General features: G+C 68.4%; 15 protein-coding genes. 10 read left to right on the forward strand and 5 right to left on the reverse strand.

Features of this window, described 5'->3' with window-relative positions; all coding sequences use genetic code 11:
- Positions 1–461: 461 nt before the first annotated feature.
- Positions 462–2096, reverse strand: a complete 1635-nt coding sequence (locus tag NR810_RS26470; RefSeq protein ID WP_257456363.1) for a right-handed parallel beta-helix repeat-containing protein — start codon at positions 2094–2096, stop codon at positions 462–464.
- Between the two features lie 19 nt (positions 2097–2115).
- Here NR810_RS26470 and NR810_RS26475 point away from each other — a divergent pair, with 19 nt between their 5' ends.
- From NR810_RS26475 to NR810_RS26500, 6 genes are all read left to right on the forward strand, one after another.
- The gene (locus tag NR810_RS26475; protein ID WP_257456364.1) at positions 2116–3981 is read left to right on the forward strand and encodes a SpoIID/LytB domain-containing protein; all 1866 of its coding nucleotides are present in this window, start codon (positions 2116–2118) and stop codon (positions 3979–3981) included.
- A gap of 142 nt (positions 3982–4123) precedes the next feature.
- Entirely contained in the window at positions 4124–5353 is a 1230-nt protein-coding gene (locus NR810_RS26480) for an energy transducer TonB family protein (protein WP_257456365.1), read from the forward strand.
- A gap of 9 nt (positions 5354–5362) precedes the next feature.
- A complete protein-coding gene (locus NR810_RS26485) occupies positions 5363–6247 on the forward strand; it encodes a cation diffusion facilitator family transporter (protein WP_257456366.1) in 885 nt (294 codons plus the stop codon).
- Positions 6248–6350: 103 nt separating this feature from the next.
- Positions 6351–6542 carry a hypothetical protein gene (locus NR810_RS26490; protein ID WP_257456368.1) on the forward strand — a complete coding sequence of 64 codons (192 nt, stop codon included), beginning with the start codon at positions 6351–6353 and terminating at the stop codon, positions 6540–6542.
- An 82-nt stretch (positions 6543–6624) separates the two neighbouring features.
- Complete coding sequence (locus tag NR810_RS26495; protein ID WP_257456370.1) at positions 6625–8379, forward strand: DUF885 domain-containing protein; 1755 nt, start codon at positions 6625–6627, stop codon at positions 8377–8379.
- A gap of 157 nt (positions 8380–8536) precedes the next feature.
- The gene (locus NR810_RS26500) at positions 8537–10816 is read left to right on the forward strand and encodes an ExeM/NucH family extracellular endonuclease (protein WP_257456371.1); all 2280 of its coding nucleotides are present in this window, start codon (positions 8537–8539) and stop codon (positions 10814–10816) included.
- Positions 10817–10893: 77 nt separating this feature from the next.
- On the opposite strand, the gene NR810_RS26505 is transcribed toward NR810_RS26500, so the two are convergent.
- From NR810_RS26505 to gcvT, 4 genes are all read right to left on the reverse strand, one after another.
- Positions 10894–14016, reverse strand: a complete 3123-nt coding sequence (locus NR810_RS26505; protein ID WP_257456372.1) for an FG-GAP-like repeat-containing protein — start codon at positions 14014–14016, stop codon at positions 10894–10896.
- A 422-nt stretch (positions 14017–14438) separates the two neighbouring features.
- Positions 14439–17336, reverse strand: coding sequence for an aminomethyl-transferring glycine dehydrogenase (gcvP, locus tag NR810_RS26510; RefSeq protein ID WP_257456373.1), 2898 nt, complete (start codon positions 17334–17336; stop codon positions 14439–14441).
- 80 nt (positions 17337–17416) lie between these two features.
- Entirely contained in the window at positions 17417–17806 is a 390-nt protein-coding gene (gene gcvH, locus NR810_RS26515; protein ID WP_257456374.1) for a glycine cleavage system protein GcvH, read from the reverse strand.
- A 42-nt stretch (positions 17807–17848) separates the two neighbouring features.
- Positions 17849–18937 (reverse strand): glycine cleavage system aminomethyltransferase GcvT, encoded by a 1089-nt coding sequence (gene gcvT / locus NR810_RS26520; RefSeq protein WP_257456375.1) that lies wholly within the window; start codon positions 18935–18937, stop codon positions 17849–17851.
- Positions 18938–19046: 109 nt separating this feature from the next.
- Here gcvT and metF point away from each other — a divergent pair, with 109 nt between their 5' ends.
- From metF to NR810_RS26540, 4 genes are all read left to right on the forward strand, one after another.
- Entirely contained in the window at positions 19047–19919 is an 873-nt protein-coding gene (gene metF / locus NR810_RS26525) for a methylenetetrahydrofolate reductase [NAD(P)H] (RefSeq protein ID WP_257456376.1), read from the forward strand.
- Positions 19916–20338, forward strand: coding sequence for a hypothetical protein (locus tag NR810_RS26530; RefSeq protein WP_257456377.1), 423 nt, complete (start codon positions 19916–19918; stop codon positions 20336–20338). Before metF ends, NR810_RS26530 begins: the two co-directional genes overlap by 4 nt.
- 64 nt (positions 20339–20402) lie before the next feature.
- Positions 20403–21293, forward strand: coding sequence for an alpha/beta fold hydrolase (locus NR810_RS26535; protein ID WP_257456378.1), 891 nt, complete (start codon positions 20403–20405; stop codon positions 21291–21293).
- Between the two features lie 113 nt (positions 21294–21406).
- Positions 21407–21847: a hypothetical protein gene (locus NR810_RS26540; RefSeq protein ID WP_257456379.1), complete on the forward strand. Its 441-nt coding sequence runs from the start codon at positions 21407–21409 to the stop codon at positions 21845–21847.
- Positions 21848–21882: the final 35 nt, after the last annotated feature.

Consider the following 21882-nt stretch of genomic DNA (forward strand, 5'->3'; position numbering starts at 1 on the left):
GCACCGCAGGCTCCCGCAGGGTCATACGGGTGCTTCTTGATGCAGCAAACCATCGTCGAGTCCCCGGGGCGGCAGTCCGTCGCAGTCGCTTGGGCCAGGAGTGTGGTGCGGTCTGCCAGGGAATGGGCTCCAGCCGAACAGCCGGATGCGAACACCCCCCACACCACAGCACCTCCGAGGACCCAAGCACGGTTCATTCGGCTGGAAGTACGCTCGACGGAAGTCATTGGGAACAGGGAGTCTAGCAGAGCCCGTCCGGATGTCTGGCTCGTGGACTCGCGGTTGTCCCCGAAACGACAGCGGCTCATGGCCATGGGGTTGTCCGCAAGGGACAGTTCGCCGCTGCTCGTCGTGATGCGGGATGAGATGAGGGGAGGGCCGCGGGCGACGACCCTCACCCCCCGCCCTCTCCCAGCAGGGAGAGGGAGCATGCGGAACCCAAGAGCTTGCCGCGGAGTTCCTTAACAGCCGGTCTCTACCGCACCGATGTCGGGAGCCCCGCCGCAGTAGGGCAGACCCACGTCCCCGCCCTGGTCCACCGCGGCCGAGGTCGGCCCGAAGGTCGGCGGAGCCGCACCCGCGTCACCCGCGCTCGAGGTGCTGTCACCCGCGGCCTGCTGGAAGCCCACCAGGTCCACCGGCGTACCGCTCCGCTTGAACTGCGCTCCCGACGGGAACAGGTTGTTCCCCGCCTTCAGCCCCGGGCACTGGCCACCCAGATCCACCGCCACCGGCGACTCAGAGACCAGGTTGTTCTTCAACGTGAGGTTGCTCGTCGGTCCGCCGGTGCCATGGCCGATGATGATCGCGGTACCCGCCACGCGCGTCACCGTGTTGTTCACCAACACCGCGCCCTCCGAGTTCTCGAAGCGGATGCCCGTCCCCTCGCCACCACCCTCCTTGGTGATGTCGTGGACCCGGTTGCGCCGCACCACCACGCCGCTCGGCACCGGACCCTCGTGGTTGCCTCCCACCGAGATGCCCTTCCCCGAGTCGTAGACCTCATTGTCCTCGATCGTCACGTTGCGCGCGGAGTAGTGGACCACCACCGCGTCACCCTTCGCCGTGGAGCTCGGCTTGAAGCCGTGCATCTTGTTGTTGCGGATGGTGACGTTGTGGCACGTCTTGATGTCCACCGCGTTCTCGCGGTTGGCATAGAAGTGGTTGTTCTCCACGAGCAGCCCGTCCGCGGGCGGCAGCGAGCTGAAGCCCTCGGGCCCCAGGCACTGCACCGAGTCACCCGAGTTGTCGTGGATGTCGTTGTTGCGCACCGTGATGTCGCGCGACGTGGGCTGCAACACGACGCCGTGCGAGTCCTGGTTGCCCGAGTTCTTCACGAAGTCATGGATGTGATTGTTCTCGATCGTCGCCCCGGTCGCGTTGTCGTACGTGGTGACGGCCGCGCCGGAGCTACCGTGGTGCAGTTCCGAGTTGGCCAGCACCGAGCCCTTCACGTTCCCCTGGAAGGTCACCGCGTAGGCGGGCTGCCGCTGCACGTCGATCTCGAAGCCATCGACCACCCAGTACGGCCGCCGGAACTGGACGAGCCCTCCAGAGCCCGAACCCGGAACGATGCGCGGCTTGCCTTCACCTTGAAGGGTGATGGGTGCACCCTCCGAGCCGGCCTTGGCGTTGTCTCCGAGGACGACGCGCTCGGCGTAGGTGCCCGCGAGAACGCGGATGACCTCGCCCGGACCGGCCTGGGAAATGGCCTTGGCGATGGAGCGGAACGGCTGGGCCGCGCTCCCGTTCCCGGTGTCATTGCCGGACGGGCTCACCACCCACTCCCGGGTGAAGCGGGACGGAGCGGGCGCGGGGGGACTCTTGGTCAGCCCCGGCTGCGGCGAGGGCTCGGCGATGGGCGAGTGCCCCTCGTGCGAGGGCAGGTCCGCCACGGGCGTGTTCTCCACGGGCTGCGCGCCGATGGGGGCCGGCTCACCGGGGTCCTTGTTGACGGACGCGGGTGAATCGAGGCGCGGAGCGTTGTCCGGCGTGCCCGGCTGCCCGTCCCCCTCCGGGGAACCGGCACCACCACAGGCCCAGAGGCCCAGGGTCAGCGAGCAGGCGGCCAGGAAAGCCGCTGGAGTCTTCCTCATCTTGCCTCCTTGGATTCTCATGAGCAGGGGGAACCCCTGTCAGGGTCTCCCGTATTCGCCACCCCCGCCCCTTGCCCGCCTGGACTCCTGCCAGGAGGTGGCGGACGACTCCATCCACGGGTACCGTCGGGGGGCTTTGTTCAAGGCCGGTCCACCGCTCCTCGCGCTCCTCCTCGTCACCTGCGCCGCTCCACGACGGCCCGCGCCTCCCGCGGCCAGGGAGCCCCTCCGGTCCGAGGTCCCCGTTCCCGCGCCCTCCGTCGCGAGCCCCGCCGCCACGCGCGAGCGTCCGGCTCCGCCTCCCGAGGCCGCGCCATCTCCCGACGAGCTGCCCACGCCCGGCAGCCTCAAGCGCCTCGACTTCCGGGGCGGGGATCCGCAGGTGCCCATCGGGTTGATGCAGGGCCGCCATGAGGTCCGCTTCGCTCCCAAGGGACGGATGCGGTTGCGCTTCGGTGGGGAGACGGAGCGGATGCTGGAGGCCCCCGCGGGCTCGCTCTGGACGGTGCGCGCGACGGACGGCACGCCCGCGGAGCTGTCCGCGCGCATCCAGCTCGCGGAGCTGCCCTTCCGGGACAAGGCGGGACTGTCGGAGGCGCAGGCGCAGTGGCAGGCCCGGGGCCTGGCGGTGCGCGTGCACGTGCTGGGCGCTCTCTACGGCATCGCCGGGAAGGTCATCGACAACCGGCGCTACCTGCTGCTGTTGGACGAGGAGCTCACCCCGAAGCAGGCTCCCGAGCGTCAGGCGGAGCTGCTGCGGCAGTTCGGCGTGCGCACCAACCTCTTCGAGGAGGTCCGCACCCCCTCACGCGCCATCCTCGAGGTGCGCGACGAGGCCGGCAACGTGATGGGGCTGGCACAGGACACCGTGTACGCGGAGACGCTGGAGGACGCCGGCTTCGACGTGCGGCAGGTGGAGCACGATGTCGGCTACGACAACCACGGCTTCGAGGACCGGAGCTTCCGGGGCGCGCTGCAGATCGTCGTGGATCGCCACGGGACGCTGGCCGTCGTGAACCTGGTGAAGCTGGAGGAGTTGCTGAAGGGGCTGGTGCCCTCGGAGATCTACGCCCGGGCGCACCCGGAGGCGCTCAAGGCGCAGGCGGTGACCGCACGCGGCGAGGTGCTGGCCAAGGTCGGCATCAAGCACCTGGCGGATCCCTTCCTGCTGTGCTCCGAGCAGCACTGCGCGGTGTACAAGGGCCGCTCGGGCGAGGCGGCCAGCACCAGCGCGGCGGTGGAGGCCACGCGCGGCGAGGGGCTCTTCTCGGCGGACGGGCGGCTGGTGGACTCGGTGTACAGCGCGGTGTGTGGCGGCCACACGGAGGACAATGACGTCGTCTGGGGAGGCCCGCCCAACCCGAGCCTGCGCGGTAGACCCGACGTGCTGGGCCCCACGGAGGGCCTGCCCACGCCCGGCTCGCTGGCCGAGTACCTGCGCGCGGAGCTGCCCACCGCCTGCCGGCTCTCCAGCTTCGCGCAGCCGAGCAAGTACCGCTGGGAGAAGCGCTTCAGCGTGGAGCAGGTGAACGCGCTCACCGCGCACCTCGGCATCGGCCCGGTGCACGCGCTGAGTCTGGGAGAGCGGGGAGTGTCCGGCCGGGCACGTTCCCTCACCCTGGCGGGCGAGCGCGGGGTCACCCAGGTGCGTGGAGAGCTGAACATCCGCCGCCTCTTCGGGATGCTCAACAGCGCCATGGCCCTGGTGGAGGAGGAACGGGATGCCGGGGGCCACCTCACCGGCTGGCGCTTCCGGGGCGGCGGCTGGGGCCACGGGGTGGGCATGTGCCAGACGGGCGCCATCGGCCGCGCCGAGGCCGGCCAGCGTTACAGGGACATCCTCCGTTTCTACTTCAATGGTGCCGAGGTCGCGCCCATCTATTGAGCGTCGGTGCTTCATGAGGGCACCGAAAAGGATTACCCTCACCCTGACCCTCTCCCAGAGGGAGAGGGAATCCACATCCGGGATGTCACCTCGAAAACGACTCGGGAGTAGCGAGCACGCTCGGGGGTTATGATCAGCACGCGTGTCGACAGGTCCTTCGGTTCCAGAGCAGGGGTACAGGCGCAAGCGGAGACGGAATGACCCCGTCCGCTACCTCATTGCCTTCCTGCTCGCCCTGCTGGCCCAGGGTGCCCTCTTCGGCGTCCTCATCCTCTTCGCCGCCCTTCAGCCGGCTCCTCCCCGGCCCTCCAAGCCCGCGAGCGCCGTGGCCATGCGCCCGCTGAGCGCCCAGGAATGGGCGAAGAACCGGGGGCAGCAGGCTCCGAACCCCAACGCTCCCCAGACCAGCAAGCCGGTGGAGAAGAAGAAGGAGCCGGAGAAGCGCCCGGATGGGCAGGTGGTGGATGTGGCTCCGGGAAATCAGCAGGAGGCCCCGGACGCCAAGCACCTCGCCGAGACGAACAACAAGGTGGAGAAGGAGACGCGCGCCAAGGAGCAGACGGCCCACTACCGCAACGCCATGCCGCGTACGACGGCGCGCAGCGCGCGCGAGGGCTCGGGCGTGAGCGAGGAGAGCGGCCAGGTGGCGGGCAACAACGGCCTGGGCGCGGATGACACGCCGATGAACAAGGGCGGCCAGAAGCCCGCCTTCGAGCTGCCCGACGCCAAGCGCAAGCAGGAGATCGCCCTCAAGCAGGATCCCAACGCGCCGGGCCCGGGCATGGACGTGGCCAACCGCAACGAGAGCGACGAGGTGGTCGGCAACTCCAAGCGGATGCGCATCCAGGTGGGCTCGGGCGAGGGCGAGGACGGCTCCGAGGGCCGCGTGGGCTCTCCGGGCATCGCCAGGCTGATGCCGTCGCAGGCCGTGATGGATCAGATCATCGGCGGGGCGCCCAACGATCACCTCAAGGACGTGGAGGAGGGCGAGGGCACCTTCCTCAACACCCGCGAGTGGAAGTACGCCAGCTTCTTCAACCGGGTGAAGCAGAGCGTGGGCACGCAGTGGAATCCGAACGCGGCGCTGGTGCGGAGGGATCCCACGGGCCAGACCTACAGCGGGAAGGATCGCTACACGCTGCTCAGCGTCACCCTGGACGAGCGCGGACAGGTGGCGGACATCACCATCGAGAAGAGCAGCGGGTTGGACTTCCTGGACCTGGAGGCCGTCGAGTCCTTCAAGCGGGCGCAGCCCTTCCCCAACCCGCCGCCGGGCCTGTTGGAGAACGACTCCAAGGTCCGCTTCTCGTTCGGATTCTTCATGGAGATGGGCGGCGGCCCGCGGATGCGCCTCTTCCGACAGCCCAACTGACGCATTAGGGTGCGCCGCGTGGACGCCCCCCTGCTCGTCGAGCGCAACCGCAAGATTCGCAACGTTCTCGCCGCCATCCTCGTGGCCAACTGGGCCGTGGCGCTGGCCAAGCTCGTCTTCGGGTTGTTGAGCGACTCCGCCGCCGTGACGGCCGACGGCGTGCACTCCTTCATCGACGGAGGCTCCAACGTGCTCGGGCTGGTGGCCATGTCGGTGGCCTCCCGGCCGGCGGACGAGGATCACCCCTACGGCCACGGCAAGTTCGAGGCCCTGGCCTCGCTGGGCATCGGGGCGATGATCGGCATCGCCATGCTGGAGCTGGGGCGCATGGCCTTCGACTCGCTGCTGCACGACCGGCACCCCCAGGTGACTCCGCTCATGGCCGGGGTGATGGGGGGCACGCTGCTGGTCAACCTGGCCGTCACGAGCATCGAGCGCCAGCAGGGAGAGAAGCTCAAGAGCCCCCTGCTGCTGGCGGACGCGCGGCACACGCTGTCCGACGTGGGCGTGAGCCTGGCGGTGCTGGTGTCCATCGGGCTGGTGTGGCTGGGCTATCCGAAGGCGGACGGTATCGTCACGCTGGTGGTGCTGGTGGTGGTGGCCCGGGTGGCGTGGGGCATCGTCAAGCAGGCGGTGGGCATCCTCTCGGACACGGCGCGGTTGGATCCGCAGAAGGTGATGAACCTGACCCTCCAGGTACCGGGCGTGCGCTCGTGCCGTGACGTGCGCAGCCGGGGCATGGAGGGGACGGTGTACGTGGACCTGAAGATCGAGGTGGATCCGCAGCTCACCACCGCGCGGGCCCACGAGCTGGCCGACGCCGTGGAGACCCGGCTTCAGGCCGAGTTCCCCGAGGTGGTGGACGTGGTGGTGCACGTGGAGCCCGCCCGGTGAGCCCTCGCGCTCCCCTGCCCGCTCACCGGCGGCCCCAGCTTCCGTCACAAAGCGAGATCCAGGACCCTTCCCTTATGAACCCACGAAAGGGAGGGCCTGGCTCATGAGATTCGAAACCGCCGTCTTCGTCACCACCTTCGCGTTCCTGGGAGCGCGCTTTCTCCTCTGGGGAAGGAGGGACCTCCGCAACGCCGCGGAACAGGCACGACGCAACGCCGCCGCGCACGACGAGCTCGATGAGCTCTTCCGTCCCATCCTCCTCTTCACCACCACGAGAACCGTGGCGTACTGCTGAGTCGCGCCTCCGCAACCGGCCATTCGCGGGTTGTGGAGGCGACGCGGGTGGGCGAGGCTCCAGCACCTTCCGGAGGTGTTGATTGCACGTCTCGTCCCCCCGCGCGCTCATCGCGGCGCTGCTCGTCCTGCTGTCCGCCTGTGCCACCACACGCCCCGCCGCCCAGGCGGAGGCTCCCGCGCTCTCCCCCGCCCAGCAGGCCCTGCGCCGCATCGTCGACGCGCACTTCGATGAGCAGTTCCGCCGCTTCCCCATGGCCGCCACGGCCCGGGGACTGCACACCTACGATGACCAGCTGGCCGGCTTCACTCCCCAGGAGCAGCTGGACTGGCTCGCCTTCCTGAAGACGGAGCTCGCCGCCCTGCCCCAGCAGGTGGATCGCTCGGCGCTGCCTCCGCTGGACCGGGCCGACTACGACATCTTCCAGTCCAACCTGAAGGCCCGCATCCTGGAGCTTGAGGAGGTGCGGGGCTGGGAGCGCAACCCGAACACCTATCTGGGCCTCGCCTCCGGCTCCGTCTACCAGCTCATCAACCGGGACTTCGCGCCCCTCGAGCAGCGGATGCGCTCGGCGGTGGCGCGCATGGCGCGGCTGCCCGCGGTGTTCGCCACGGGCAAGGCGGTGCTGAAGAACCCGCCGAGGATCTGGACGGAGATCGCGCTGCAGCAGGCGGGCGGGACGCGTTCGCTGTTCGTGGAGACGCTGCCCCAGGCCTTCGCGCCGGTGAAGGACGCGGCCCTGCAGGAGGCCTTCAAGCAGGAGCAGGCGAAGGTGCTCGCGGCGCTGGAGGACTACGTGCGCTTCCTGAAGCAGGACCTGCTGCCGCGCTCCAACGGTGACTTCGCCATCGGAGAGTCCATCTACCGCCGGAAGCTGGAGTACGAGGAGGGTGTCACCGAGGACATCGACAGCCTGCTGGCGTGGGGGAGCGCGGAGCTCAAGCGCACGCAGGACGAGTTCCGCGAGGTGGCGCGCCGGATCGACGCCACGAAGGCGCCCATGGACGTGTACCGGGAGCTCGGCAAGGAGCACCCCACTCCGGCGGAGCTGGTGCCCACCACGCGGGCGATGCTGGAGAGCATCCGCCAGTACCTGGTGGACAAGCGCATCATCACCATCCCGAGCGAGGTGCGGGCCCTGGTGGCGGAGACGCCGAGCTTCAACCGGGCCCTCTCCTTCGCCAGCATGAGCACCCCGGGCCCGTACGAGACGCGCGCCACCGAGGCCTACTACTACGTGACGCCGCCGGACCCGACCTGGAGCGCCGAGCAGATAGAGCAGCACATGAGCTTCTACAACCACCAGGCGCTGGAGCTCGTGTCCATCCACGAGGCCTACCCGGGCCACTACGTGCAATTCCTGTGGACGAACCGGGTGGACTCGAAGGTGCGGCGGCTGATGGGTAGCGGCTCCTTCAGCGAGGGCTGGGGCCTGTACACCGAGCAGATGATGTTGGAGACCGGCTACGGCGGCACGGGGCTGAAGGCGGACAAGCTGAAGCTGAACCAGCTGGCGCTCTACCTTCAGCGGCTGGCGCGCTACCAGGTGGGCCTGTCGCTGCACACGCGCGGCATGACGTACGAGCAGGCGGTGCGCTTCTTCGAAGAGCAGGCCTACATGACGCGCACCAACGCCGAGCGCGAGGCGCGCCGCGGCACGAGCGATCCCACCTATCTGGTGTACGCGCTGGGCAAGAAGATGCTCCTGGAGCTGCGCGAGGAGGCGAAGGCGCGCTGGGGCAAGGAGTTCACCCTTCAGCGTTTCCATGACGCCGTCGTGTCCTACGGCTACCCGCCCGTGCCCGTGGTTCGACAGTTGATGTTCGGCGACAACTGAGACGCCGGTCACCACCAGGGTTGGATCCTTCTCAACACGAGCCGGCGAAGGTCTTTCCGCTGTACGGCAGCACCTTCGCCCGCTCGGGCAGGTCGCACCTGTTCCTCCGGAGAGCCCGTCACATCTTGACGGAACCCGCTCTCCCTTAGGAGGAATCATGAGGCGACTTGTCGCGATCATCCCCGCCCTGGTACTCGCACTGGCCGGGCGGGCGGAAGCTGTCGACGCCTGCCCGGATGGCGTCCCCCTCACCGCCATCCCGTCCATCCAGGGCAGCGGCGCCACCAGTCCCCTCTCCGGGCGCACGGTGGCCACCGAGGGCGTCGTCATCGGGGACTTCCAGCCCGCGGAGCTGCGGAGCGGCTTCTTCATCCAGGCGGCCCAGGGGGACGGCAATCCCTCCACCAGCGACGGCCTCTTCGTCTACGTCCCCAGGAGCAACCCTCTGTCGTCCATCGACGTGAGGACGGGCGACCGGGTCCGCGTGAGCGGCACCGTCAAGGAGTTCCGCACCGGCAGCGACACCCTCACCGAGCTCGACTTCGTCACGGAGCTCCTCGTCTGCTCCAGCGGCGCCGGGATCCCCCCCACTCCAGTGGCGCTGCCGGTGGGCTCCGTGGCGGAGCTCGAGGCTTACGAGGGCATGCTCGTCACCTATCCCCAGGTGCTCACCGTCACGGAGACGTTCGACCTCGGCCGCTACGGTGCGCTCCTCCTGTCCAGTGGAGGACGCCTCTTCAACCCCACCCATGGCCAGGGCAGCACTCCCGAGGAGAACGCCCGTCGGCGCATCCTCCTCGATGACGCCAGCTCACGGCAGAACCCCTCCCCCATCCCGTTCCTGTCCTCGCCTGGCCCGGACGGCACCCGCCGCGTCGGTGACACCGTGCGAGGCCTGACCGGCGTGCTCGCCTACGAGTCCAGCGAGTACCGCATCTACCCCACCCTCTCTCCGGCCTTCGTCAACGCCAACCCGCGCACCGCCGCACCAGAGCCACTCGCCGGCCGGCTGAAGGTCGCCAGCTTCAACGTCCTCAACTACTTCACCACGCTCGGCTCGCGCGGCGCCAACACGGCCGTGGAGTTCGCGCGTCAGAAGGCGAAGATCGTCGCGGCGCTGAAGGCCATGGACGCGGACATCGTCGGCCTCATCGAGGTGGAGAACAACGGCATGACCGCCCTCCAGGATCTGGTGGATGCGCTCAACGCCGCCTACGGCACGGGGAGCGGCACTCCCGAATACGCCGCGGTGCCCGATCCCCTCACCGGCACCGGGAGCGACGTCATCAAGGTCGCCTTCATCTACAAGCCCCGGTCGGTCAGCCGGGTGGGCGAGTCCCTCAGCTTCCCGGACCCGATCTTCGACCGCCATCCGGTCGCGCAGACCTTCCGTCCGGTGGACGGTAGCGGCCAGGACGGTTCGGACTTCACCGTGATCATCAATCACTTCAAGTCCAAGGGCTCCTGCCCCACCAGTGGGGACGTGGACCTGGGCCAGGGCTGCTGGAACCTCAAGCGCGTCGAACAATCGCGCAAGCTCCTCCAGTTCATCGCCGAGCTCCAGGGGCGCTCGAACGATCCGGATGTGCTCGTCATCGGCGACCTGAACGCCTACGGCGAGGAGGATCCGGTGCGCACGCTCGTGGCCGGAGGACTGGAGCACCTGAGCCTGCGGATTCCGGCCGCACGCCGCTATAGCTACGTCTTCGAGGGCCAGTCGGGTGAGCTGGACCACGCCCTGGCCACACCGAGCCTGTCCGAGCAGGTGCGCGGCATCACGATCTGGCACATCAACGCGGACGAGCCGCCGGTGCTGGACTACAACACCGAGTTCAAGACCGATGACCGCTACGCGCCCACGCCGTACCGCGCGAGCGATCACGATCCCCTCATCATCGGGCTCGACACGAACCCCGTCTGCACGGTGGCCCCGGGAGCACCCACGCTGGAGCTCGATGACGGCCGGGAGATGACGCTGGAGTGCGGAGTGGACCCCTGGATGGATCCAGGCGCTCGAGCGTGGGACGCGTGCGGCCCACTGGAGGTGCATACGTACAACTCGGGCCACGACGCCTACGGGCCGGGCCCGAACTGGCGCGCCCAGGGCACCTACCCGGTGCAGTACATCGCGTGGACCTCGGAGGGATGGACCGTGAGCGCCGTCCGCTCGGTGCACGTGGAGGACCGGACTCCTCCGACGCTGCGGCTGAAGGGGGACGCGCGGATGACGCACACGTGCGGGAGCGGCTGGGTGGACCCCTGGGTGGAGTCGCTGGACGCGTGTTACGGGAACGTGGCCCCCACCGTGTGGACGACGGGGTACGTGAACGGCTGGGCGGAGGGCGTGTACACCGTGCGCTACGAGGTGAGGGACAGCGCGGGCAACGCCGCGCCGCCCGTGACGCGCACCGTGGAAGTCATCGACTGCCCCTGGTGAAAAAGCGAAGGGCCCGGAACCTCCCATCGGTTCCGGGCCCTTCCCCTTACTTCACCCGAACTGCACCCGACCGGGGCTCACTTGCAGAGCGGGCTGTGCTCCGCCGTGTTCCCCGGGCAACCGGTACCAACGCAGAACTTCGCGCCGCTGTCCACCGCGCCGCGGCCGGACTGGTCGTGCGGCACGTAGATGCGGCAGGTGCTCTCCGTGGAGAGGCCCGCGTCGTTCTTGACCACGTAGTGGACGGTGTAGACGCGGCCGTCACCCGTGCCCTCGCGCTCGGCGCGCAGCTGCATGGACGTGTTGTTCACGATGACCATGTCGTTGCAGGTACGGCCATCACCGTTGCCATTGGCGTCCTCGACCTCGTCCGAGGTGATGCGCAGGATGCGGCCGTAGCGATCCAGGGGCAGCGGGTTGCCGCACGCATCCTTCGCGGGCGCGGCGCACTGCGACAGCTTGATGGGGGCGTACTCGTACTTGTGGTTGGGCGCCCACAGCTCGTAGCCCTTGTCCGCGCCCGGCGTGGGGGGCACGGAGTCACCACCCTGCTGCACGCGGACGGTGAAGCGGCAGCTGGCCGCGTTGCCGAAGGCGTCCTTCGTCGAGCAGCTCACGGCCGTGTCGCCGTCGGGGAAGGTGGAGCCGGAAGCCTTCGAGCAGGTGACAGCCACCGGGCCGCAGTTGTCCGTGGCCTTGGCCTCGAAGGTGGCCTTGGCGCCGCCGCAGGAGCACGTGTTCACCACCACCGGCGAGGTGGGGCAGCTGAGCACAGGCGGGGTGGAGTCACCCACCACCTTCACGTTGAAGCCGCACGACGTCGCGTTGCCCGAGCCATCCTTGGCGGAGCAGGTCACGGCCGTATCACCCACCGGGAAGGTGGAGCCGGAAGCCTTCGAGCAGGTGACGGGCGCCGGGCCGCAGTTGTCCACGGCCGTGGTCGAGAAGTTGGCCTTGGCGCCAGCCGCCGAGCACGTCTCGATGGTCTGCGAGGCCGGGCACTCCATGGCCGGCTTCGTGGTGTCCACCACGGTGACGGTGCCCGTGCACTGGGCGCTCGCCTCACCGTCGGAGGCCGTCAGCACGACGGGGTGGCTGCCCAGACCGAAGGACGCGTTGGGCACCTCGTTGATGGACAGCGGCGCCGGCCCCTTGTCCGGGTCGTAGCTGCCGTTGTTCACGCTGGCGCCACCGCGGCAGGTCGCATCCGCGCTCACCGTGACGTCGCGGCAGATGGCCACCGGCGGCAGGTTGGACGGGGTCGCCTTGCACGTCAGGTCCACCGACGCGGAGGCGGAGTTGTTGTCCTCGCGGCACTCGATGTCGCGGCCCTGGCCCGTGCCGTCATCGTCCGCCACGACGAACACCTCGGCGGTACCGGTGGAGGTGGAGGTGAAGGAGACGGACACGCCGGCGCTGGCGCCCGCGGCCAGCGCGTTGGGGACGGTGCCCACGGCGAGCAGCGTGCCACCCGAGGCCGGGTTGCCCTTGTAGAAGGCCACCTTCAGCCCGGCGGCCACCGCGGCCTGGCCCTGGTTGCGCACCTGCGCGTTGATGGACAGCGTGCCACTCTCGCACCCGGAGGACACGATGGAGGCCACCAGGTCCGCGGCGGCGTAGGGGCTCGGGCCCTCACCGAAGAAGCCCGCGGTGTTGGAGCGGAAGGTGTTCAGCTGCGGGTTGAGCCAGTTGGTCGCCGGCTGAGCGGGGATGGTGCCGTCGTTGTTGACGTTCGTCACCGAGTAGGCGTGCTGGTTCCAGATGCGCCGCGTGTTGGCCCAGCCCTCCTGGGTGTCGTGGTACACGCGCAGGCCGTTGAAGCCCGGGGCCCCGTGGTTGTTCTCCACCACGAGGATCTCCGCCGCGTTGTCCCCATCCACGTCCGCCACGATGGGGTACTCGTACGTGGTACCCGAGCTGTGGCGCGTCTGCCACCGCACCGCGCCCGTCACGCCGTCGAGGATGCGCAGCCAGAGCTCGTCGGCGTAGATGACCTCGAGCTTGCCATCGCCATCCAGATCGAAGGTGGTGGAGGTCGTCTTGCCCGAGCTGTACTCCTGGATGGGCAGCGTCCACTTCACCGCGCCATTGGCGCCGTAGACGGTGTAGTTCCAGTCACCCGCCAGGCCGATCTCCAGCTGCCCGTCGCCATCGAAGTCCTCGATGTTGGGCGCGCCACCGTGGCCCCGGCTGGTGGGGAAGCCCTGGCCGGGATCCGTGAAGTGGACGTCCCGGCTCCACAGCAGCGAGCAGTCATCGTCCAGCAGCGTCACCTTCTCGCGGCCCGTCACGACGATCTCACCCGCCGCGTCGCCATCGAAGTTGGCCACGGCCGAGTAGCCACCGCCCTCCATCTGCATGTTGGTGCACTTGATGGAGCCATCGTGCCGGTAGACGGTGTGGCCGTTGACCACCTCCTGCTTGCCGTCCTGGTCGATGTCCGCCGCGAAGGAGATCGGGCCCGTGTACAGGGCTCCATCCATCCCCCGCGCGCCCACCCACTTCAGCGCGCCCGTGTTGTCGTAGACGCGGTTGCCGTCGAGGATCTCCACGGTGCCGTCGCCGTCCAGATCCGCCAGCGAGGGGCCGCCCCACTCGTTGTAGTCGTTCGCGTCCGGGGCCGAGCGGAACTTGAAGGTACCGTCGTTCTCGAAGCAGATGATGCCGCGGCCGTTCTCCGGAATGCCGCAGATCTCCACCGCGCCGTCACCGTCGATGTCTCCCGCGGCGATGCTGGCCGCCGGCTTCACCCGGTACTCCGCGTTCGTCACCGTCCACAGCTCGGCGCCGCCGTTGCCGCTCACCGCCCGGAGCACGCCGTTCACGTTGGCGTTCTCGTTCGCCCGGGCCTTCTCGTTGTAGAAGTCACCGTCGAAGGTGCTGAAGACGATGTCCGGCGTGCCGTCCCGGTTCACGTCCACCACCACCGGCTGCATCATCACCTGCTTGAAGGCAGGAAGGACCTCGCTGCCCTCCCACTTCCACTGCAGCTCCGGCTCGAAGTGGCCCGTGAACGGCGGCGGAACCTCACAGCGCTCCGAGAGGTTGCTCACCCCTTTCGCCCCGTTACCGGGCTCCTGTGACTCCACCGTGCCGCAAGCGCTCCCCGAGGCCAGCGCCATCAGCGCGACGAAGAGCCGCCCACGCCTCTGCTCCCGCTGACGACACTCGGGGCTCTGGCTGTTGCGTTTGAGTTTCATCTTTCCCCTCTCCTCCGCTTTCGGACATGACCCGGTTCACTGCCACCCGATAACCAGCATTGACAGTGTACTCGCGGGTGGAGCTCAACAAAGCACCAGGTTCCGGACGCGACTGTCCTTAACATGGCTCGCAGACCGGTGTCCTCGGAATTCTCCGACACCAATGTAAGTGCCGCACTGTGTTGGTTCTGTTTGTGCGCCACAATCACAGACGGACGGACATGGAACGCCCTCTTTTCTCTCAGAATCTTGGAAAGAGAGCGTATTGGCGCCTTCGCACAATTCGAAATGCGAAGGGCCCGGAACCGCTACACGGCTCCGAGCCCTCTGCTGCCGGGTCTCACTCAGGAAGCGAACCCGGGTCTTCCTCTACCCTCACCCCGTCCCTCTCCCAGAGGGAGAGGGGCAGTGGTGGTAGCGGGTCACGCCGCCCGGGACGGCTCCGGCGACATGTAGTCCTCGATCGGCGGGCACGAGCACACCAGCTTCCGATCTCCCTGCACGTTGTTCAGCCGACCCACCGCCGGCCAGAACTTGTGATCCACCACCCACTGCGCCGGGAACGCCGCCTTCTCTCGCGAGTACGGCCGGTTCCACTCCGGCGCCGTGATCACCCGCGCCGTGTGCGGTGCGTTCTTCAGCACGTTGTTGTCCTTCGGCGCCTTGCCGTCCTCGATCTCCCGGATCTCCTCACGGATGGAGATCAGCGCGTCGCACAGGCGATCCAGCTCCGCCTTCGACTCGCTCTCCGTCGGCTCGATCATCAGCGTGCCGGCCACCGGGAAGGACACCGTCGGCGCGTGGAAGCCGTAGTCCATCAACCGCTTGGCCACGTCCTCCACCTCGATGCCCGCCGTCTTCTTCAGGTGCCGCAGATCCACGATGCACTCGTGCGCCACCCGGCCCCGCTTGCCCCGGTACAGCACCGGGTAGTGCGGCTGCAGCCGCTCGGCGATGTAGTTGGCGTTGAGGATCGCCATCTTCGTGGCCTTCGTCAGGCCCTCCGCCCCCATCATCGCGATGTACATCCACGAGATGACCAGGATGCTCGCGCTGCCCCACGGCGCCGCGGAGATCGCCCCGATGCCCTCCTTGCCGCCCGTGGAGATGACCGGGTGCGCCGGCAGGAAGCGCGTCAGGTGGCTCGCCACGCAGATGGGACCCATGCCCGGGCCGCCACCGCCGTGCGGGATGCAGAACGTCTTGTGCAGGTTGATGTGGCAGACGTCCGCGCCAATCTCCGCCGGCTTCGTCAGCCCCACCTGCGCGTTGAGGTTCGCGCCGTCCATGTACACCTGGCCGCCGCGCTCGTGGATGATGGAGCAGATCTCCTTGATCTCCTCCTCGAACACGCCGTGGGTGGACGGGTAGGTCACCATCAGGCAGGCCAGGTTGTCCTTGTGCTCCTCGGCCCGGACGCGCAGATCGGCCACGTCGATGTTGCCGCTCTCGTCGCACTTGACGACCACGACCTTGTAGCCCGCCATCACCGCCGAGGCCGGGTTGGTGCCGTGCGCCGACGACGGAATGAGGCACACGTCCCGGTGCCCCTGGCCCCGGTGCTGCTGGTACGCGCGGATGACGAGCAGGCCCGCCAGCTCGCCCTGGCTGCCCGCGTTGGGCTGCAGGGACACGCCCGCGAAGCCGGTCACCGTGGCCAGCATCTGCTCGAGCTGCTCGAACAGGACGCGGTAGCCCGCCGCCTGCGAGCTGGGCGCGAACGGATGCAGCTTGCCGAACTGCGGCCACGTCACCGGAATCATCTCCGCGGTGGCGTTGAGCTTCATCGTGCACGAGCCGAGCGGAATCATCGAGTGCGTGAGCGACAAGTCACGCGACTCGAGGCGGCGGATGTACCGCAGCATCTCCGTCTCGGAGTGGTAGCTGTTGAAGACAGGGTGCGTGAGGAACGGCGTGGTGCGCCGCAGGCCCTCGGGCAGGGTGCTGCGCAGCTCCGCGCCCAGCTCCTCCAGGGTGAAGCCCAGGGGCTTGCCACCGGCGAACACGGAGAGGATGGCCTCCACGTCGGCCGGGCGGGTGGCCTCGTCGAGGCTCAGCCCCACGGCGCGCTCGTCGATGCGGCGGAAGTTCATCCCCTTGGCCTCGGCGGCCGACAGGATGGCGCGGATGTGCGGCGGCGCGGCCTCGACACGCAGCGTGTCGAAGACGTTCTCGTAGTTGGCGCCGTAGCCCAGCTTCGTCAGGCCCCGCGCCAGCAGCACGGTCAGCCCGTGCACGCGCTCGGCGATGGACTTCAGGCCCTTGGGCCCGTGGTACACGGCGTACATGCCGGCCATGATGGCCAGCAGCACCTGCGCGGTGCAGATGTTGCTCGTGGCCTTCTCGCGGCGGATGTGCTGCTCGCGCGTCTGCAGCGCCATGCGCAGGGCGGGACGGCCCTGGGCGTCCGTGGACACGCCGATGATGCGGCCCGGCATCACGCGGGTGAAGGAGTTCTTCGTGGCGAAGAAGGCCGCGTGCGGACCGCCGTAGCCCATGGGCACGCCGAAGCGCTGGGCGCTGCCCACCGCCACGTCCGCGCCGAACTCACCCGGAGGCGTCAGCATCGTGAGCGCCAGCAGATCCGTGGCGACGATGAAGAGCGCCCCGGCCGCGTGCAGCTTCTCCCCGAAGGCCCGGTAGTCGTGCACCACGCCGTCGGTGGCCGGGTACTGCACCAGCCCGCCGAAGTACTTCTTCGCGCTCAGGTCCACCGTGCGGTGGTCGCCCACCACGACTTCAACACCCAGCGGCTGGGCGCGGGTGCGCACCACGTCGAGCGTCTGCGGGTGGCACGTCTCGGAGACGAAGAAGGCGCCTCCGGTGCCCTCGCCCTGGGTGTGCAGCGCCAGGGCCATGGCCTCGGCGGCGGCGGTGCCCTCGTCGAGCAGGGAGGCGTTGGCCACTTCCATCCCCGTCAGCTCCATCACCATCGTCTGGTAGTTGAGCAGCGCCTCCAGACGGCCCTGGGCGATCTCCGCCTGGTAGGGCGTGTACTGGGTGTACCAGCCCGGGTTCTGGAGGATGTTGCGGAGGATGACGTTCGGGGTCTGGGTGTCGTAGTAGCCCATCCCGATGAAGGACCGGAACAGCTGGTTCTTCGCCGCGATGGACTCCAACACCGCGAGCGCGTCGTGCTCCGACTGGGGCGCCGCCATCTTCAGCGGCTCCTTCGAGCGGATGGCAGCGGGCACCGTCTGGTCGATGAGCTCCTCCAGCGAGCCCACGCCCACGGCCTTCAGCATCCCCTGCAGTTCCTTCTCATCCGGCCCGATGTGCCGGTCGGCGAACGATTCCTGGTACTTCCAGTTCAAGGACATAGATCAGCACTCGCGGTGCGGGTGAAACGAAAAGGGACCGTGCATAACAGCCGACGCAGGTCCGTTCTCACCCGGAAGCGTCAGGAGTTCTTCAGCAGGTTCTCGTACGCGCTGGCGTCCATGAGGCCGGCCAGCTCCTTGGTGTCCGAGGGCTCGACCTCGACGATCCACCCCGCCCCGTAGGGGTCCGAGTTGATCGTCTGGGGGCTGTCCGTCAGGGCATCGTTCACCTTCACCACCTTGCCGGTGAGCGGGGAGAAGAGATCCGACACGGCCTTGGTGGACTCGATGACGCCGAACTGCTTGCCGGCGGTGAGGGAGGCGCCCACCTTGGGCAGCTCCACGTAGACCACGTCACCCAGCGCCTCCTGGGCGTGGGAGGTGACGCCCACCACCACCCGGTTGCCCTCGATGCGGGCCCACTCGTGCTCCTTCGTGTACTTGAGATTCTGCGGAATGTTGCCGGCCATGACCGTGCTCCTCAGGTAGGGGTGCTCAGGGCTTGGGAATGCTCAGGACTTCTTCCAGAAAGGGGTCTTCACCACGACGGCGGGCACCGGGCGGCCGCGGATCTCCACATCGAAGGTCGAGCCCTCGGCGGCCAGCCCGGTGGGCACGTAGCCGATACCGATGGGCTTCTTCACCATGGGGCCCATGGTGCCGCTCGTCACCTCGCCCACCCGCTGCCCGTCCTTGAGGATGGGGTAGCCGTGACGGGGGATGCCGGAGCCGGTCAGCTCGAAGCCCACCAGCTTGCGCTTCACGCCCTCGGCCTTCTGCTTCACCAGCACGTCCTGGCCGATGAAACCGCCCTGCTTGTCGAGCTTGCAGATCCACCCCAGCCCCGCTTCCAGGGGCGTGTGGTTGTCGTCGATGTCGTTGCCGTACAGGGAGAACTTCATCTCCGTGCGGAGGCTGTCTCGGGCGCCCAGGCCACAGGGCTTCACGCCGTCCTGCTGGCCCTCCTTCAGGAGCGCCTCCCAGAGCTTCTCCGCCTCACCGGGCGCGCAGTACAGCTCGAAGCCGTCCTCGCCGGTGTAGCCGGTGCGGGAGATGATGCACTGCACGCCAGCGACCTGGCCCTCGGTGAAGCGGTAGGTGCCGATCTTCGAGAGGTCCGCCTGGGTGAGCCGCTGCACCAGGCCGACGGCCTTGGGACCCTGCACGGCGATCTGCGCGAAGTCGTCGCTGCGATCCACCGGCTTCACGCCCTGGGCGCGCGCCTGCATCCAGGCGAAGTCCTTGTCCTTGTTGGAGGCGTTGACGACGATGAGGATCCGCTCGGGCGAGAAGCGGTAGGCCACCACGTCATCCACGAAGCCGCCCTGGTCATTGAGCAGGCCGGCGTAGAGGGCCTGGCCGTCCGCGGCCTTGGAGAGATCATTGGTGATCAGCTTGTTGGCCGTCTCGAGGGCCCCGGGACCGGAGAACTCGATCTCTCCCATGTGGGACACGTCGAAGAGGCCGACGGCGGTGCGCACGGCCTCGTGCTCGCCGATGACGGAGCTGTACTGCACCGGCATGTCCCAACCCACGAAATCCACCATCCGGGCGCCCAACCTGCGGTGGGCCTCGTTGAGCGGCGTACGCCGGGCAACCATGTGTTCTCTCCTGGGAGGGGGGTGTAAAAGCGGCGCGGACTATAACCGCGCACCTCCCTCAATCAAGGCTCTCGGGGATGCACCTGGGACGTTCTAGACTGCTCGCGTCATGAAGATTCGTAATCGTTTGAATCCGTCCAATCCGTGCTTCTCCTTCGAGTTCTTCCCGCCCAAGACCGACGAGGGCACCGCCAACCTCTTGAGGACGCTGGAGGATCTGACCCCGCTGGAGCCGGGGTTCGTGTCCGTCACCTATGGGGCGGGCGGCAGCACGCGGGACAAGACGGTGGAGCTCGTCACCCGCATCAAGCGGGAGACGGGCATCGAGGCCATGGCGCACCTCACCTGCGTGGGGCACACGCGCGACGAGCTGCGCGAGGTGCTGCGCCGGCTGGCGGACGCGAAGCTCGAGAACGTGCTGGCCCTGCGGGGGGATCCGCCCCAGGGGCAGAAGACGTTCGAGCCCGTGCCGGGCGGCTTCCGCAACGCCACCGAGCTGGTGCGATTCATCCGGGAAGAAGATTTCAACTTCTGCCTGGGCGGGGCGTGCTATCCGGAGGGCCACGTGGAGACCGTCTCGCGAGACGAGGATCTGCGGAACCTGAAGGCGAAGGTGGACGCGGGCCTGGACTTCGTCATCACCCAGCTCTTCTTCGACAACGCCTTCTACTTCGACTTCGTGGAGCGGGCGCGCCGCATCGGCATCAACGTCCCCATCGTCCCGGGAATCATGCCCATCACCAACTACGAGCAGGTGCAGCGCTTCACGCGCATGTGCGGGGCCACGGTGCCCATGAGGCTGACGCTCCAGCTGGAGCGCGTGAAGGATCAACCGGAGGCGCTGGTGCAGCTGGGCGTGGCGCACGCCACGGTGCAGTGCATGGAGCTGCTGTCGCGCGGCGTGCCGGGCATCCACTTCTATACGCTCAACAAGTCTCCGGCGACGCGGATGATCGTGAGCGCGCTGAGGGCCCGCTCATGAGTGGACCCGGACTGAATGTCCCGCCGGGAGATCCGCGGCTGCCCGCGCTGCGCAGGCTGCGCCCGCCCGCGTTCCTGCTGCTGTGCGTGGGCGTGCTCGACATCCTCTTCTGCGTGGGGGTGCTCGTGGCCATGGCGCTCGGCGTGCAGATGCCGACGGGAGCGGATCCGTCCGTCGTCCAACAGGCCCAGCCGGTGACGTGGTCGTTGATCCTCACCATCCTGGGCGCGGTGGTCGCCCGGGCGTTGAGCATCTGGGGAGCGTGGAGCGCCTTCAGCCTGCGCAACTGGGGCCTGGTGGTGGTGGGCGCGGTGACGGCCATGCTCCCGCTGGCCCCCGCCTGCTGCATGGGCGTCCCCATCGGAGCGTGGATGCTCTTCACGCTCAACGCGCCCGAGGTGCGACAGCACTTCACCTAGCGGACACGCAGTGCCCCCCTTTATCCTCGCCGCTCACCCGAACAGGCCCGAGGGGGGCACCTCCATGGAGCACCAGTACGCAGACATCAACGGCATCCGTATGCACTACGTCACGCACGGTGCCGGCGAGCCCATCCTCTTCCTCCACGGCTTCCCCGAGTACTGGGGCGTCTGGAAGAAGCAGCTCGAGGAGCTGGGGAAGGACCACCTGGCCATCGCCCCGGACATGCGTGGCTACAACCTGAGCTCGAAGCCGACCGGGGTCGAGCCGTACCACATCGAGCACCTGGTGGCGGACATCCGCGCGCTGGCGGACCACCTGAAGATCAAGAAGTTCACCCTCGTCTCGCAGGACTGGGGCGCGCTGGTGGGCTGGAGCTTCGTGCTGCGCCACCCCGAGTACGTGCGCCGGTTCGTCACCATCAACATCACGCACCCTTCCCTCTTCAACCGGGACCTGCGCGAGAACCCCGCCCAGCAGCAGGCCAGCCAGTACATGCTGCTCTTCCGCTCGCCCCAGGCCGAGCAGGCCATCATGGCCGATGACTACGCCTTCGGGCGGCAGGCGATGCTCGGGGCGGCCCGGCAGCTCGGCGCCCAGCTCTCCGCCGAGGACGAGGCCGAGATGATCGCCGCCTGGAAGCAGCCGGGCGCCATCACCGCCGGGCTCAACTACTACCGGGCGGCGAAGATCGGTCCGCCGGACGGCCAGGGCGGCCAGGGCGGCAGCAACCTGTTGGACGGGCTGAAGCCGCAGCAGCTCGAGGTGAAGTTCCCCGTGCTCTTCATCCACGGCGAGTTGGACACCTACCTGCTGCCGTCCGGCCAGAAGGGGCTGGAGGAGCTCGTGCGGGATCTCACCTTCAAGCGCATCCCCGATGCGGACCACTGGGTCTCCCTGGAGAAGCCGGCGCTGCTCTCGCAGTACATCCGTGAGTTCATGCGGGAGAAGTAGGCGGCGAGACATCCTCGACATCCTTCGAGGATCCGTGTAGGCCCCCTCTCCCTCTGGGAGAGGGCTGGGGTGAGGGTCGTCCCAAGCCCATCCGTGAGGAGCGCACCGCTTTGTTGACGAGGGAGGACCGTCGCGATCTCGGCAGACTCGGCCTGTTGGTGGCCGTGTACGGCCTGGCATTCGCGCCGGTGCTCCACGCCGTCTACGGACACGGGGGAGCGCAACCCTCCTCCGCGAGACCCTCCGCACGAGGCTGGATCTCCCACGAGCGGCTCAACTCACACGAGCCGCCGCCCCCCGAGCTCCCCGCTCCGCACGACGAGAGCCAGCCGCACTCGCACGACTCCTCGGGCGAGCACGGAGACGAGGGAAGCCCGCGGGGCCACACGCACGGCCCCGGCAGTGTCGAGCACCTCCAGGCGGTGGCGCTGCCCGCGCTCGCGCTGCCCCGGATGCTGGTCGTCTGGCTCGAGGCCGGCACCCGGCACCTGGGCCAGGAGCGTCCCCGCGCTGGCGAGCCGCTCCGCCCGACCGCGATGCCCCAGGCGCCGTAGGAGACACCGACGTCCCAGAGTCGGTCTGTCTTCTT

It is taken from the genome of Archangium lipolyticum (assembly GCF_024623785.1).
Classification (GTDB): Bacteria; Myxococcota; Myxococcia; order Myxococcales; family Myxococcaceae; genus Archangium; species Archangium lipolyticum.

Excerpts from the sequence above, each read along its gene's own strand:
- NR810_RS26470 (WP_257456363.1), bottom strand. The coding sequence starts at position 2,096 with ATGAGGAAGACTCCAGCGGCTTTCCTGGCCGCCTGCTCGCTGACCCTG.
- NR810_RS26475 (WP_257456364.1), top strand. The coding sequence starts at position 2,116 with ATGAGCAGGGGGAACCCCTGTCAGGGTCTCCCGTATTCGCCACCCCCG.
- NR810_RS26490 (WP_257456368.1), top strand. The coding sequence starts at position 6,351 with ATGAGATTCGAAACCGCCGTCTTCGTCACCACCTTCGCGTTCCTGGGA.
- NR810_RS26500 (WP_257456371.1), top strand. The coding sequence starts at position 8,537 with ATGAGGCGACTTGTCGCGATCATCCCCGCCCTGGTACTCGCACTGGCC.
- NR810_RS26505 (WP_257456372.1), bottom strand. The coding sequence starts at position 14,016 with ATGAAACTCAAACGCAACAGCCAGAGCCCCGAGTGTCGTCAGCGGGAG.
- gcvP (WP_257456373.1), bottom strand. The coding sequence starts at position 17,336 with ATGTCCTTGAACTGGAAGTACCAGGAATCGTTCGCCGACCGGCACATC.
- gcvH (WP_257456374.1), bottom strand. The coding sequence starts at position 17,806 with ATGGCCGGCAACATTCCGCAGAATCTCAAGTACACGAAGGAGCACGAG.
- gcvT (WP_257456375.1), bottom strand. The coding sequence starts at position 18,937 with ATGGTTGCCCGGCGTACGCCGCTCAACGAGGCCCACCGCAGGTTGGGC.
- metF (WP_257456376.1), top strand. The coding sequence starts at position 19,047 with ATGAAGATTCGTAATCGTTTGAATCCGTCCAATCCGTGCTTCTCCTTC.
- NR810_RS26530 (WP_257456377.1), top strand. The coding sequence starts at position 19,916 with ATGAGTGGACCCGGACTGAATGTCCCGCCGGGAGATCCGCGGCTGCCC.
- NR810_RS26535 (WP_257456378.1), top strand. The coding sequence starts at position 20,403 with ATGGAGCACCAGTACGCAGACATCAACGGCATCCGTATGCACTACGTC.